At 62.9% G+C, this 14,471-nt stretch carries 16 protein-coding genes; 12 read left to right on the forward strand and 4 right to left on the reverse strand.

The window, feature by feature from the left end:
• Window positions 1–57 precede the first annotated feature (57 nt).
• The 12 genes from LB535_RS13995 (at window position 58) to LB535_RS14050 (ending at window position 9,237) form a co-directional block, all read left to right on the forward strand.
• Complete coding sequence (locus tag LB535_RS13995) at window positions 58–1,161, forward strand: inositol-3-phosphate synthase (protein ID WP_140844510.1); 1,104 nt, start codon at window positions 58–60, stop codon at window positions 1,159–1,161.
• Complete coding sequence (locus tag LB535_RS14000) at window positions 1,158–1,754, forward strand: histidine phosphatase family protein (protein ID WP_224632603.1); 597 nt, start codon at window positions 1,158–1,160, stop codon at window positions 1,752–1,754. Before LB535_RS13995 ends, LB535_RS14000 begins: the two co-directional genes overlap by 4 nt.
• Window positions 1,755–1,768: 14 nt before the next feature.
• Window positions 1,769–2,866 carry a glycosyltransferase gene (locus LB535_RS14005; RefSeq protein ID WP_224632604.1) on the forward strand — a complete coding sequence of 366 codons (1,098 nt, stop codon included), beginning with the start codon at window positions 1,769–1,771 and terminating at the stop codon, window positions 2,864–2,866.
• The gene (locus LB535_RS14010) at window positions 2,866–3,669 is read left to right on the forward strand and encodes a nucleotidyltransferase family protein (RefSeq protein ID WP_224632605.1); all 804 of its coding nucleotides are present in this window, start codon (window positions 2,866–2,868) and stop codon (window positions 3,667–3,669) included. The genes LB535_RS14005 and LB535_RS14010 overlap by 1 nt, the downstream gene beginning before the upstream one ends.
• A 2-nt stretch (window positions 3,670–3,671) precedes the next feature.
• The gene (locus LB535_RS14015; RefSeq protein WP_224632606.1) at window positions 3,672–4,433 is read left to right on the forward strand and encodes a TIGR04290 family methyltransferase; all 762 of its coding nucleotides are present in this window, start codon (window positions 3,672–3,674) and stop codon (window positions 4,431–4,433) included.
• A complete protein-coding gene (locus LB535_RS14020; RefSeq protein ID WP_224605658.1) occupies window positions 4,426–5,361 on the forward strand; it encodes a beta-xylosidase in 936 nt (311 codons plus the stop codon). Before LB535_RS14015 ends, LB535_RS14020 begins: the two co-directional genes overlap by 8 nt.
• Before the next feature lie 18 nt (window positions 5,362–5,379).
• A complete protein-coding gene (locus LB535_RS14025) occupies window positions 5,380–6,441 on the forward strand; it encodes a glycosyltransferase family 4 protein (protein WP_224632607.1) in 1,062 nt (353 codons plus the stop codon).
• Window positions 6,441–7,433 carry a GNAT family N-acetyltransferase gene (locus LB535_RS14030; RefSeq protein ID WP_224632608.1) on the forward strand — a complete coding sequence of 331 codons (993 nt, stop codon included), beginning with the start codon at window positions 6,441–6,443 and terminating at the stop codon, window positions 7,431–7,433. Before LB535_RS14025 ends, LB535_RS14030 begins: the two co-directional genes overlap by 1 nt.
• Entirely contained in the window at window positions 7,430–8,344 is a 915-nt protein-coding gene (locus LB535_RS14035; RefSeq protein WP_224632609.1) for a class I SAM-dependent methyltransferase, read from the forward strand. Before LB535_RS14030 ends, LB535_RS14035 begins: the two co-directional genes overlap by 4 nt.
• 59 nt (window positions 8,345–8,403) lie before the next feature.
• Window positions 8,404–8,622 carry a hypothetical protein gene (locus LB535_RS14040; protein ID WP_095768881.1) on the forward strand — a complete coding sequence of 73 codons (219 nt, stop codon included), beginning with the start codon at window positions 8,404–8,406 and terminating at the stop codon, window positions 8,620–8,622.
• A 192-nt stretch (window positions 8,623–8,814) separates the two neighbouring features.
• Window positions 8,815–8,952: a hypothetical protein gene (locus tag LB535_RS14045; RefSeq protein ID WP_224629510.1), complete on the forward strand. Its 138-nt coding sequence runs from the start codon at window positions 8,815–8,817 to the stop codon at window positions 8,950–8,952.
• A 123-nt stretch (window positions 8,953–9,075) separates the two neighbouring features.
• Entirely contained in the window at window positions 9,076–9,237 is a 162-nt protein-coding gene (locus LB535_RS14050; RefSeq protein ID WP_176477115.1) for a hypothetical protein, read from the forward strand.
• Window positions 9,238–9,250: 13 nt separating this feature from the next.
• Here LB535_RS14050 and LB535_RS14055 read toward each other — a convergent pair whose 3' ends face one another.
• The 4 genes from LB535_RS14055 to guaA form a co-directional block, all read right to left on the reverse strand.
• On the reverse strand, window positions 9,251–9,832 hold the full coding sequence (locus LB535_RS14055) for a sigma-70 family RNA polymerase sigma factor (protein ID WP_224527665.1): 582 nt from the start codon (window positions 9,830–9,832) through the stop codon (window positions 9,251–9,253).
• Between the two features lie 132 nt (window positions 9,833–9,964).
• The gene (locus tag LB535_RS14060; protein ID WP_224632610.1) at window positions 9,965–11,890 is read right to left on the reverse strand and encodes an APC family permease; all 1,926 of its coding nucleotides are present in this window, start codon (window positions 11,888–11,890) and stop codon (window positions 9,965–9,967) included.
• Window positions 11,891–12,298: 408 nt separating this feature from the next.
• Window positions 12,299–12,664 (reverse strand): VOC family protein, encoded by a 366-nt coding sequence (locus LB535_RS14065; protein WP_224632611.1) that lies wholly within the window; start codon window positions 12,662–12,664, stop codon window positions 12,299–12,301.
• 209 nt (window positions 12,665–12,873) lie between these two features.
• Entirely contained in the window at window positions 12,874–14,439 is a 1,566-nt protein-coding gene (gene guaA, locus LB535_RS14070; RefSeq protein ID WP_224632612.1) for a glutamine-hydrolyzing GMP synthase, read from the reverse strand.
• Window positions 14,440–14,471 lie beyond the last annotated feature (32 nt).

Here is a 14,471-nt window from a genome sequence, read left to right on the forward strand (position 1 = left end):
GAGGTCGCTCCCGGTTCGGCGCGAGGAACTTACCTTCAGCAAAGAGGCAGCGGTTTCGTGACATCGAAGAAAGTTCGCATCGGCATCGTTGGCGTGGGCAATTGCGCGTCATCTCTTGTGCAAGGTCTCTCCTACTATCGCCACGCCAACGGCAACGAGCCGATCCCCGGGCTGATGCATGCCGACCTCGGCGGCTATCATGTCGACGACATTGAGGTCGTCTGCGCCTTCGATGTCGCGAAAAACAAGGTTGGGCGCGATGTGGCGGAAGCGATCTACACCGCGCCCAACAACACCTTCCGTTTTGCTGATGTCGCGCCGACCGGCGTCCGTGTGGAGCGCGGCCCAACACTCGACGGCATCGGCAAATATCTCCGGGACGAGATCGAAGAGTCGGATGAACCGGTCGCAGACGTAACCGGCCGGCTGCGGGGGAGCGGGGTCGAGGTGCTGATATCCTATCTTCCGGTCGGCTCCGAACAGGCGACGCGCTTCTATGCCGAATGCGCGCTTGAGGCCGGCTGCGCCTTCGTCAATTGCATTCCTGTCTTCATCGCCTCGCGGCCGGAATGGCGCCAGCGCTTCGAGGAGCGCGGTCTTCCCCTCGTCGGCGACGATATCAAGAGCCAGGTCGGCGCAACAATCGTGCACCGGCTGCTCGCCAATCTCTTCCGGGAGCGCGGCGTGCGCATCGATCGCACCTATCAGCTCAACTTCGGCGGCAACACCGACTTCCTCAACATGCTTGAGCGCGAGCGGTTGGAATCGAAAAAGATTTCCAAGACGCAATCCGTCACCAGCCAGATCGATGTCCCGCTCGAGGCCGGCAACATCCATGTCGGCCCCAGTGACCATGTCCCGTGGCTGACTGACCGCAAATGGGCCTATATACGGGTCGAAGGCACCACCTTCGGCGGCGTGCCGCTCAATGCCGAGCTCAAGCTGGAGGTCTGGGATTCGCCCAATTCCGCGGGCGTGGTCATAGACGCCGTCCGCTGCGCAAAGCTGGCCCTCGACCGTGGCATTGCCGGCGCGCTCACAGGCCCCAGCAGCTACTTCATGAAGTCGCCGCCCCAGCAGTTCACCGACGCCGAGGCGCGCCTGCGCACATTGGCCTTCATCGCCGGCGGGGACGAGCCGTTGCTCGATGCCGCCGAATGACCACGACTTTCTTTCTCATCCGCCACGCGGCTCATGATCATGTCGGGTGCTACCTGGCCGGGCGGCTCGATGGCGTTCGCCTGGGCGAGGCCGGACAGGCGCAGGCGCTGCATCTCGCGCGCCGCATGGCGCGCGAGCCGCTCGCCGCCATCTTGAGCAGTCCGCGCGAACGCACGCTGGAGACCGCGAAGCCGATCGCGATCGCCTGCGAGGTCGAGAAGATCGCGATCTGCAAAGAACTGGATGAGATCGACTTCGGCGAGTGGTCCGGCAAGACCTTCGAAGAACTGAACGGCGACGCAAGCTGGCGGCTTTGGAACGACCAGCGCCAGAGCGCCCGCACGCCGAGCGGCGAGACGATGCTGGACGTCCAACACAGGATCGTCGGCCTGATGGACGCGTTGCGCGAGAATGGGCAGGGTCAGTGCATCGCCCTTATCAGCCACGCCGACGTCATCAAGGCGGCCGTCTGCGCGATTCTCGGCCTGCAGCTCGGCGACTGCTTCCGCTTCGATATCGCGCCGGCCTCGGTCACCACAGTCGTTCATGGCGACTGGGGTTCCAAGCTCATCCGCCTCAACGAACTCCCCTGACGGAGCGGCCGGCGATGCGCATGGTCATATTCGGTCTCACCGTCACGTCCTCATGGGGCAACGGCCATGCCACGCTCTGGCGCGGGCTGATAGGCGCTCTGGCCCCATTTGGCTGGTCGATCAGCTTCTTCGAGCGCGACACGCCCTATTACGCCGGTGCCAGGGACCTCGACCGGCTCGATGCTTGCAACATCATTCTCTACCCGGACTGGGAGAGTATCCGCCATGAGGCTGAGGCCGCGATACGGCAGGCCGACGTGGTCATAGTCACCTCTTATTGTCCGGACGCCGTGAGGGCCTCGCGGCTCGCCAACGAGAGCTGCCGCGGGCTGAAGGTGTTCTACGATCTCGATACACCGGTAACGCTGGCGAGAATCGAGCAAGGTGACTATCCTGCCTATTTCGAGCCGGATGGCCTGCGCGATTTCGACCTGATCCTGAGCTATACCGGAGGATCGGCGATCGATGCGCTGAAGGGTATTCTCGGCGTGCGCCATGTCCTGCCGCTATACGGACATGTCGACCCCAACCGGCACCAGCCGGCCCGGCCGCGGTCCGAGTTCGCCGGCGATCTCTCCTATCTCGGAACCTATGCCGAGGACCGGCAGGCGGCCGTGGAAAGACTGCTCGTAGCTCCAGCGGCCCAACTGCCGAACCGCCGCTTCATCATCGGCGGCGCACAATATCCAGCGGACTTTCCATGGAGCGGCAATATCTTCTTCGTCAGGCACCTGCCGCCGGCGGATCACCCCGCCTTCTTTTCCTCCTCGCGCCTGACGCTGAACGTCACCCGCGAGGCGATGGCGCGCAAGGGCTGGTGCCCGTCAGGCCGGCTGTTCGAGGCAGCCGCCTGCGGCGCCGCGATCATCTCCGACGATTGGGCCGGCCTCGACAGCTTCTTCACGCCCGGCAGCGAGATTCTGTTGGCACACACTACCGGCGATGTCGTCGCCGCGCTTGGCCTGTCGGACAACGAAATCGAGACGCTTGGCCGCCGCGCCCGTGAACGCGTCCTCGACGAGCACACGTCCGCGCACCGCGCCGCCGAACTCGATCGCATCTTGAACGCCGCCGCGTCCATGGCAGGTGGAGCAATGGAGGAAGCCGTCTGATGTTGGGGATCGTGCCTGCCGCGGGCCGCGGCAGCCGCATTCAGCCGCTGGGTTTTTCCAAGGAGCTGCTGCCGGTCGGCAGCCGGCTGGACGGGCAGACCGAGCGCCCCTGCGCGGTGAGCGAATATCTGGTGCGGCGGATGGTCCGAAACGGCGTCGACCGCATCTGCTTCATCATCGGTTCCGGCAAGTCGGACATTCTCGAATATTATGCCGCGGGCTATGACACCGCCGCAGCAATCTTCGTCGCGCAGCCCTCCCCGATCGGACTGTGCGATGCGATCTTCCGTGCCGAGCCGCTGGTCACGCCGGAAGAAACGGTCCTGATCGGCCTGCCGGACACGATCTGGTTCCCCGAGGACGGCTTCTGCCGGCTGGCCGACGACCGGCTGTCCTTTCTGATGTTTCCGGTCGATCGCCCGGAACTGTTCGACGCCGTCGTCCTGGATCAGAGCGGACGTGTCGAGCGAATCCAGGTCAAGCAAGCTGATGCCGCAACAAACTGGGTCTGGGGCGCCTTCAAGATGCCTGGCCGTATCTTCCACCAGCTCGCGGCATTGTGGCGCCAGCGCGACGGCTTCGACGAGTATTTCGGCACGCTGATCAACGCCTATCTCGCAGCCGGAGGCGAGGCTTACGGCGTCAAGGCCGGAACGGCCTATGTCGATGTCGGCACTTTCGATGGATATCGCACGGCGCTCAGGCTGCTCGAAAGCAACGATGTCGTTGAAGATGAGACCCCGCCGATGCTCGCATCGCAAGATCTCTCAACGGTGCCAACCCTTCCAGGCGAAGGAGCTTAGCCATGCTGCATTCCAGCACGGAAATACGCCGCCGCATCGACGCACTGGGACCGTGGTTCCACAATATGGAGCTTGCGGGCGTGGAAACCGCGCCGGATCATTTCCTCGGCAACTATCCGCTGATCAAATGGCGCAAATTCGCGGATGCCATTCCGGCTGACCTTTCGGGAATGTCCGTGCTCGATATCGGCTGCAACGCCGGTTTCTATTCGATCGAGATGAAGAAGCGCGGCGCCGATCGCGTGCTCGGCATCGATTTCGACCAGGCCTACCTCGCCCAGGCGCGCTTCGCCGCCGAGATCGCCGACTGCGATATCGAATTCCGGGAAATGTCCGTCTACGACGTCGGGGCGCTTGGCGAGCGCTTCGACATCGTGCTGTTCATGGGTGTGCTCTACCACCTGCGCCATCCGCTGCTGGCGCTCGACCTGATCCGCGCGCATGTCGCAGGCGACCTGATGATCTTCCAGTCGATGCAGAGGGGCAGCGGGGACGTCCTGCCGCTCGAACAGAACTACCATTTCTGGACACGCGACCTCTTCGATCAACCTGAATTTCCGAAACTGCACTTCATCGAACATCGCTATGCGGACGACCCGACCAACTGGTGGATTCCAAACCGCGCCTGCACCGAAGCGATGCTGCGCAGCGCCGGCTTCGAAATCGTGCTCCACCCCGAGGACGAGGTCTATTTCTGCCGTGCGGCCGGCAATCCGGCCGACGGCGCCGCCGTCTATCCCGCGAAAGGAGAGGCCGATGATTGAAGCCGCGATGATCTGGAACGAGCCCAACAACAAATCGCATTGGGATCCCGAGCTCGATCCGGACTGGAGCCGTTTTGCCTCGATGGCAATCCTGGCCGCCGATGCGATCGACCGGGAAAACCCGGCCGTCACAAAGGTGCTGGGCGGTATTTCGCCGATCGATGCCGGCTTCATGACGCGCATGAAGGATTTCGGCGTGCTCGACCATGTCGACGCCGTCGCGGTGCATGGCTTCCCGCTCGATTGGAACCTTTGGCAGATTCATGAGTGGCCGCAGAAGCTCGGCGAGATTGCCGCTGTCACCGATCTGCCGATCTGGGTCAGCGAAGTCGGCGTCTCGACTTTCGGCGCCGAGGAGATCCAGCTCTGGGGCCTGCGCCGCACTGCCGAGCTGCTGCTCGATATCGCGCCGCAGGTGCAGTGGTACAGCCTCTATGATCTGCCGCGTTCATGGGAGGCGACGACGCGCCATCGCGAGGCGGAAGGCTCGTCCTATTACAGGCACTTCTACATGGGCCTGCTGCGCGAGGACGGCACGCCCAAGCCGGCGCTCGAGGAGTTCGTGCGCCACACCCCGCAAATGGGCTTGGTACAGTGGTTCCATTTCGAGGACCATCGGCTGGATGATGCCGTAGCCTGGATGCACCGACTGGGCGTGACGCACCTGCGCACTGGCCTGTCTTGGGCGGACAGCTTCCGGCCGAACGCGCTGGACTGGTTCGATCGCCAGATGGAAGCGCTCGCCGACTTCAACGTCACGGTGACCTTCTGCTTCACGCCCGAACATCGCGGTCTCCAGCCCCACCACACAAGTCCGCCGCAGGTGCCCGAGGAATTCGCCGAATTCTGCGCCGCGATGATCCGCCGCTACGCTCCTGCGATCAGCGACGACATGACACGAACGCGGCGCGTGTCGGCGGCATGGTGAATTCCGGCTCGATCGGCGATGACACTGACTGTCCTCAACGTCGCCTACCCCCTCGCGCCTGTCGGGCCGGATGCGGTCGGCGGCGCCGAGCAGGTGCTGTCGGCGCTGGACCGGGCGCTGGTTGAGAAAGGCCACCGGTCGGTTGTCGTCGCCTGCCATGGGTCAAAGACGGCCGGCGTCCTGGTCGAAACACCGGCCGAAGCAGGCGTGCTCGACAAGGCGGCGAAGGACCGGGCCCAGCAGGCGCATCGCGACGCGATCGCGGCCGCCCGGGCGCGCTGGCCTATCGACGTCGTTCACCTCCACGGTATCGACTTCGACGCCTATCTGCCTACCGACGGCCCAACCTTGGTGACGTTGCACCTGCCGCTGGGCTGGTATCCTTCCGAAGTGCTTGCTCCGGCGCGCGAGGAGCTGTGGCTGCACGCGGTCTCAGAGGCGCAGCACAGGACGGCGCCGGCAGGGTCTAGGCTTGCGAAGCCTATTCCAAACGGCGTCGATATCGATGCGCTGAACGAGCCCCGGTTGCGGCGCAATTTCGCTTTGGTGCTCAGCCGCATCTGTCCCGAAAAGGGCATCCATCTCGCGATCGAGGCGGCCAAGCGCGCCGGCACTCCCCTGGCGATCGCCGGCCAGGTCTATCCCTATGAGACCCATTTGCGCTATTTCGCCGACGAGGTCCGTCCTCGCCTCGATCGGCAGCGGCGTTTCCTCGGGCCGCTGGGGTTCCGCGCCAAACGGCGGCTGCTCAACGCCGCCCGCTGCCTGGTCGTCCCCAGCCTTGCCGCCGAAACAAGCTCGCTTGTCGCGATGGAGGCGCTTGCCTGCGGCACGCCGGTCGTCGCTTTCCCGAATGGCGCCCTTCCCGACGTCGTCCAGCATGGCAGAACCGGATTTCTGGTCAATGAAATCGAGGAGATGGCTAAGGCCATCGTCCATTCTGGAGCGCTGGACCATGAGACCTGCCGGGCAGAGGCGCGCCGCCGCTTCTCGCTTGAACGCATGGTCACATCCTACATGGATGCTTACGAAGCGCTGGCCAAGCTTGGCACCCGCCGCACCTTGCTGGGAATCGCCTGATGGGCGGTCTGCGCACCGAGATCATTCGCGATCCAGGGACGCTCGAGGACCTCGAGCCGTGCTGGTGGCAACTCTGGGGGCGGAGCATCTCGGCCACGCCGTTCCAGTCTCCTGCCTGGCTCATCCCCTGGTGGCGTACATTCGCGCCGGGCGATCTCACGGCAATTGCCGTGTGGAGCGGAGACAAACTCGCCGGACTGGCGCCGCTCTATATCGAAAGGCATGATGGCGGTCAGCGCCTGCTCCCCATCGGAATTTCGCTGAGCGACTATCTCGACATTTTGTGCGCGCCGGAACTGGAGGCGGAGACCGAGGCCGCCATAGCCGAAGCGGCGCTGTCGCTGGAATGGTCGCAGTGGATCCTGCCCGATCTCTCGGCCGACGCCATATCGCTGAGCCTTGAGCTGCCGAATGCCGAAGAGCGCCGGTCGATGGCGCACGCGGCCTGTCCTGTGCTGTTGCTCGACGGCGATCGGACTCTGGCCCGCTCGGTTCCCGCGAGACGGAGGCGTCAGTTGCGCCGCGCCGAGAGAGCTGCCCGGCGAAGAGGAGCCGTCATTGTCAGCCGCGGCGAATCCGATCCGCAGACATTTCTCGACAGGCTCATCCGACTGCATGGCGCGCGCTGGACCGGCCATGGCGGTGGCGTCCTGTCCGACACGGCTGTGGAATTTCATCGCCAGGCCCTGCCGCGGCTTGCCGATAACGGCATGGCGCGATGCTTGACGATCCAGATCGACGATGCCGTCGTCGGCGCCTATTACGGTTTTCATCACCGCGACCGGGCCTATGCCTATCTTGGCGGTTTCGATCCGGCCTATGCCGACGAAAGCCCCGGCGCGATTCTGATCGGGCATGCCATCACCGGAGCCGCCAGCGAGGGCGCGCTCGAGTTCGATTTCCTGCGCGGCAGGGAAGGTTACAAATATGGCTGGGGCGCGAAGGACCGCTGGACGGCGCGGAAGGTCTGGACCAGGAGCGCCTCGCCGTGAACATCGCGAGCCAACCCGGCGCGATTGCCAGGCGCCTGCTCGAGGATTGCATGACGGACGGCCTTTCCGTCGACAACGCGCTGGCCAGATTGGCCGTTTATACCGAGAAGACGACCAGCGCGGCGCAACTGGCGGATATCGCGCTGGACATGCGTCCAAGCCATGCTCTCCGGCGATGCTGGCTGGAGGAGGTCGCCACGATGCTTCGTGGCAAGGCGGACGCCTTCGACAAGGTCCGCAGAGCGGCTGCCTGCGTGTCGCATGACCGGCCGGATAGCGAACCGACCGCCATAACCGTCAAAAGGCTGGCCGGCAGCTTCGATCGGGCGGCCGCCATATCTCCCGCGGCCAGCGTCCAGTTGTCCTCGCTTGGCGACGAGCACAGGCTGTCGACTACCACCGCCGAGATTGTAGCATGGCTGGAACAGCAGGGCTTCGTTGGTGCCCATAAGCACATACTCGACATCGGCTGCGGCATCGGGCGTCTCGAACATGCGCTCGGCACCCACGCAGGATATGTCGTCGGCATCGATATCTCGTCGCGAATGATCGAAATCGCGCGCCGGCGATGCGCCGGCCTTGCCAATGTGGAATTTCACCTGACCTCAGGCCTTGATCTCGGTGATTTCGCCGATGCAAGCTTTGATGGCGTGCTGGCCCTGGACAGTTTTCCTTACCTGGTGCTCGCCGGGGTTGCCGAGCGGCATTTCATCGAGATCGCGCGCGTGCTGCGGCGGGGAGGAATGGCAGCGATCCTCAACTATTCCTATCGGACATCGCCGGGCATCGATTCCGGCGACATCAGCCGTCTTTCTCATGCATGCGGCATGGACCTCGTGGTCGACGGCGAAATGCCGTTCGGCAGTTGGGACGGCATGGTCTTTCTTGTCCGTCGTGACGGCGGAACATAACGCACCGGCGGCAGTTCGGTCACCGAACAGTTCCAGGCCAGCAGAACAGGGAGAAGCAGATGGCATCCGGCGGTAAGAAACAGATGGGCCGCGGCAGCCAGGGCAAGGGTTCCGGAACCGGAGCCAAGACGACGCTTGCAAAGGACATGGTCGGCGAGAACGACGTGCTGTCCAACCGGGACAAGAAGCAGCACACCGAGCAACGAGGTCTGGACGGCAACCGGATCAAATCCGATCAGTATCAGGATCACGCTGCGAACCGCCTTCCCAAGGATTGAGCTGATGTTTCCAGATCACCTCTTGCCGCAAAATCCGGGGACAACGGACCGGAAACCCCACAGCCTGCGGCAAGCGCCTTGCATAGGCCGGTCGGCTATGCCTCTGTGAGATTTGAAGGGGCCTCTGTTTGTTAAGAGAATGCCATGTCTCACAGGAGTCAGCGCGACCTTTGCGCCCAGGTAATCCAGAGCTTGGACCAGGAGATCGCATCGCTGCTGAACGCTATCGAGCGGGAGGAGGTCCCTGACCGGCTGACAAGGCTTGCACTCGAACTGCAGAACGCTCTGATCGAAAAGCGCAAAGGCGACATAACGGGTGAGCGCGGTTGAAGATGTCACCAGCAAGGATGCGGCATTCCTTGGAGTCGGGAAGGCATCGATATCGCCCGCCGTCGCGTGATCGGTGGAACCTTAACATAAGTTAGTCGTTGTAGCCGATTGGGGATCATCCCGATGGCTGGCAGAACTCCGGAAGTGGACGAACTCGTTCGGCGTCTGGTCGCGCAGACGGGCATCACCGAAGCGCAAGCGCTTGAACTTGTTTCTCTGCTCGGCCTGAATTGGGCCTCGTTGATGAGAGAGGCCAAAGTCATGACGGCAGCCCAGCGCCGGTAGGATTTGGCCGGGCTTAGCGCCTCGCGCCCTCTGTATCCCAATGGTTGTCCGAAAGTTGACGTCGTGGCTCGATCAGCGCTTGCGGCGAGCTTTCTCCGAGGAATTCCAGAACGCCGGCACGGGCGCGGTTGAGGCGGCTTTTGACGGTGCCGACAGCGCAACCGCATATTTGCGCGGTTTCTTCGTAGCTTACGCCCAGTACGCCGATCAGCATCAAGACCTCACGCTGATGGGACGGCAGCTTCTGGATGGCTTGATGCACTTCCCTGCTTTGCACGGACCAATCCTGGGACGGTTCCGAAATCGGCCGGCTGGAGGCGCAGTCGAGCAGCCCGGGGGCCTCCCTGGCCGCCGCTTTGACACGCGTGTAGTGCGTGTTGCGCATGATTGTGAAGAGCCAGGACTTCAGGCGCGTGCCGGGCTCGAATTTGTCCAGGTTGGAGAGCCCCTTGGTCAACGTTTCCTGCACAAGATCGTCGGCATCGTCGGGCACGCGACAGAAGGTTCGCGCAAAAGCCCGCAAGGCAGGAATGAGGTTGACGATGGAGATCTCCTCGGTGCTGGGGTTCGGCAGATTATGCTCTCTGAATGACAATGTTCCGGCCCCAGCAAGTAGGAATTACGCAGTGCAGACTAGGGAGAATGTTTGAGAAATCGGAACGTTCCTGTTTTCCATCGCTCGGCCAAACTTTTGGTGAGGTGGCGTGATCGAAGGGAGCGGCAACATTCAACGGGCCGCCTCGATCTTCGGTTCCTCGATATACCAAGGCATGGAAATGATCACGATGTCCGATCCGCCGAACTCGAGCAGTTTGGCGTGCAATCGGCGAGCGCGCTGCGTATGCAGCATATATTGCCACCAATTAGGGGGCACGACCTCTGGGAGCAGCACTGCAATGGTGCGGCCGTCGAACTCGCCGCGCAGCGCCTTGATCTCCTTCAATAACGGCTCGTACATCAGCCGGTAGTCGGCATTGAGGAGAAGCAGGCGTGGCGGGCGCAGGCCAGCCGCCCTCGCCGGCGCTTCCACATCCTGCGACCACCTCCCGCGAATTGCGCGCTCTTCGTCGCTCTCTTCACCCGACAGCCGCGCCACATGGACGGCGATGACATCTTCGGACAGGTGAAAGGCAAAGCTGAGCGCCTTGTCCGCCATCCTGTTCCATTGCTGGGTCACGACAAGAACGACAGGAGGCTCGGTGCTGCTCAAATCGACTTTCCCGGGCTCGCGCAGACTTGCCTCGAGCTGGTCGTAATAGCGCCTCACCAGCCGCAGCAGGAGGATCACAACCGGGATGACGATCACCGTGATCCAGGCGCCCTCCCTGAATTTGGCGACGACGATCACGATGAGCGCCAGCGCGGTGACTATGCCGCCGAACGCGTTGATCGCCAGATGCATCCGGTTGCCCGTCCGGCTCGTGTCTTTGCTTGTGCGAAGCGCCCTTACCCAGTGCATCACCATCCCGGTCTGCGACAGCGTGAAGGTCAGAAAGGCGCCGATGGCGAAAAGCGGGATCAGATGGTCGGTGATGCCGCCGAACACGACCAGCAGCAGTCCCGTCGACGAGGCGAGGTAAAGGATGCCGATGGAGAAAACGAGCCGGCGGCCAACCATGGCGAAGGGCTTGGGAAGATATCCGTCTTCCGCCACCATGCGGCAAAGGCGGGGGAAATCGACGAAGCTTGTATTGGCCGAAAGCGCCAGCACGCAAAGCAGGCTACCGATGGCGACATAGTAGAAGACCCCGTCGCCAACGACGGCATGCGCAAGCTGCGACAGCACGCTCTGATAGCCGTCCTTCTCCTGATCCATCGCACCGATGCGGTAGCGTGCCGACAGGAAGGCGATGCCGCCGAGGAGCAGTCCAAGGGTCAGACAGATCGCCGCCAGCGTGCGCCGGCCGTGCCTGACGGGCGGATCCTTGAATGCGGTCATGCCGTTGCTGACCGCCTCTACGCCGGTCATCGCCGTGCAGCCGCTGGCAAAGGCGTGCATCAAGAGGAGCAGGCTTACCGTTTCGGACGGCTGCTGCAGGGGCGGCGGTGGAATTGCCGGCACCGGCTGACCGCCGGAGGCAAGCGTGTTCGAGACGCCGATCGCCAGGATCGCCAGGAAGCTCGCAACGAACAGATAGGTCGGCAGGGCAAACAACCGGCCGGCATCGAGCGTGCCGCGCAGGTTGACGACGGTTACCAAAAGCAGGATCCCGAGGCAGATCCAAAGCGTGTAGGCATGCAGCGAAGGCAGCGCCGACACCAGCGCGCCGACGCCGGCAGAGATGCCTACGGCGACATTGAGCACGTAGTCGACCATCAGCGCGGCGGCGGCAAGCAGGCTGGCATTGCGGCCAAGATTTTCGCGCGAGACGATATAAGCGCCGCCATTGCCGGGGTAAGCGGCGATGGTCTGGCGGTAGGAAAGATAAAGGACCGCGAGCAAACCGACTATGGCGCCCATGATCGGACCGATATAGCCGAGACCCGCCGCGCCGAGCGGGATCAGGATCGTGAGCGCCGCTTCTGGCCCATAGGCCGACGAACCCAGCCCATCGAGGCCCATTGCCGGCACGCCCTCGAACACGCCGATCTTGCGTTGCGACTGTTCCTGATTTGCCAGGCGCCGGCCGAGAATCCAGCCCAGTATCGACATGTCGTTGTCCCGAGAAACTTCTCCCGAATAGCGCGGGGAGAAGAATGTTCCTCGACTGCGCCTTCCGATTCTGAGGGCGGGCGCGAATGGGCCGGTCGCTAGTGCGCTTCACCGTTTCACGGAAACGGCGAAACGCCCTATCTCTTTGTTTTTTACGCAATTCCGAACGGAAAACCGCTCACACTTTTCCTGGAATTGCTCTAGGATCACCGGCCGCGAGCGGATCTCGTGGCGCTATGAGCGGTCGCGCAGCGCGAGGGCTCGGATTGCTTGTCTGCTTGGTTTCAGCGACTGTGGCATCAAGGCGGTCACGCACTTCAATGCCAGCCGGGCAGATCCCTTAGCTACATTCGCTCGGACTTGCGAAGCGCATGAACATGAACGTCGTTGTTGACGATCTGCGCGCACTCATTTCTTCTTGAACTCAAACAGCTCAACCAGATTGCCCGACGGATCTTCCAGAAGTCTGGCGCGACCAGCTCCCGCCTCGCTGATTTCTCCTTTGAATTTGACGCCTGCATCGTTGAACCGGCCGACGACGACATCTATGTCCTCCGTGACGATCATAAATCGGTTCCACCCGCCAGGTTCTGGTTTGCCGCCAGCAGTTCCTCCACTGCCTGCCCCCGGAGCGCTAAGGTAAAGCGTGAGATCATCGCGAATGAGCGCTGCGAACTTGCCAGGGTTGTGCATGTCAACCTCGAACTCGAGGTTATCGCGATAAAACGCGACCGAACTGTCAACGTCTGTCACAATGTATCGGATGGATGCCATGGCCCGTGCTCCTTTCACCAAAGAAAGTGAACTGGCCGATAGGAATGTGGTTCCTTGGCGATCACGGCCAACAGTCCGCCAGTCGGCTGATGAGGACACGACCTGGGCTTCTACCGCCTGCGGAGCAGCGTCGCTCGATTTCTATCTGTCGCTGGTCTCCAATTGCTTATACATCCTCCTATCCCATGCCTACTTCATGGCGATCCCCTTCACTCCCACTCGATCGTCCCGGGCGGCTTCGACGTCACGTCGTAGACGACGCGGTTGATGCCGCGCACCTCGTTGATGATGCGGGTGGCGGCGGCGGCGAGGAAGTTCATGTCGTAGTGGTAGAAATCGGCCGTCATGCCGTCGACCGAGGTGACGGCGCGCAATGCGCAGACGAATTCATAGGTGCGGCCGTCGCCCATCACGCCGACCGTCTGCACCGGGAGCAGCACCGCGAAGGCCTGCCAGATGGCGTCGTAGAGGCCGGCCTTGCGGATCTCGTCGAGATAGATGGCGTCGGCCTCGCGCAAGATCTCCAGTTTTTCGCGCGTGATGCCGCCCGGGCAACGGATGGCAAGACCTGGGCCGGGGAAGGGATGGCGGCCGATGAAGCTTTCGGGGAGGCCGAGCTCCTTGCCGAGCGCCCTCACCTCATCCTTGAACAATTCGCGCAGCGGCTCGACCAGCTGCATGTTCATGCGCTCGGGCAAGCCGCCGACATTGTGGTGCGACTTGATCGTCACCGACGGACCGCCGGAGAAGGAGACGCTTTCGATGACATCGGGATACAGCGTGCCCTGGGCCAGGAAATCGGCGCCGCCGAGCTTCTTCGCCTCTTCCTCGAACACCTCGATGAACAGCCGGCCGATGGTCTTGCGCTTCTTTTCGGGGTCGGCCTCGCCTTCCAGCGCCGAAATGAAGCGGTCGGACGCGTCCACCAGGATCAGCGGCAGGTTGTAATGCTGGCGGAACATCTCCACGACGCCCTTGGCCTCGTCCTTGCGCATCAGACCGTGGTCGACGAGGATGCAGGTCAGCTGGTCGCCGACCGCCTCGTGGATGAGAAGCGCCGCGACGGAGGAGTCGACGCCGCCCGAAAGCGCGCAGATGACCTTGCCCTTGCCGACCTGCTTGCGGATCGTCTCGACCGCGTGCTCGCGATAGGCGCGCATCGTCCAGTCGCCCTCGATGCCGGCGATGTTGTGGACGAAGTTCCGGAGTAGCCTGGCGCCGTCCGGCGTGTGCACCACTTCCGGGTGGAACATGATGCCGTACATCTTGCGCTCGATATCGCCGAAGATGGCGAAGGGCGAGCTTTCCGATTTTCCGAGCACCTTGAAGCCCGGCGGCAACTCGATGACCCGGTCGCCGTGACTCATCCACACCTGGTGGCGCTGGCCAGGCGCCCACAGGCCTTCGAACAGCGGGCTCTCCTTCTCGATCTCGACGAAGGCGCGGCCGAATTCGCGGTGGTTTGAGCTTTCGGCGACGCCGCCCATCTGCACGCAGAGCGCCATCTGGCCGTAGCAGATGCCGAGCACCGGCACGCCGGCGTCGAAGACGATCTGCGGCGCACGCGGGCTGCCGATATCGGTGGTCGAGGCCGGGCCGCCCGACAGGATCACCGCTTTGGGCTTGATGCGCTTGAAGGCCGCTTCGGCCGATTGGAACGGCACGATCTCGGAAAAGACGCCGGCCTCGCGGATGCGGCGGGCGATGAGTTGCGTGAACTGGCTGCCGAAATCGACAATCAGAACGGTGTCGGGATGATTGGCTGTCGTCGTCATGGCGAGCCTTTAGAGAAAGAAACGAGTCGGCG

It is taken from the genome of Mesorhizobium sp. CA10 (genome assembly GCF_020165285.1).
Classification (GTDB): Bacteria; Pseudomonadota; Alphaproteobacteria; order Rhizobiales; family Rhizobiaceae; genus Mesorhizobium.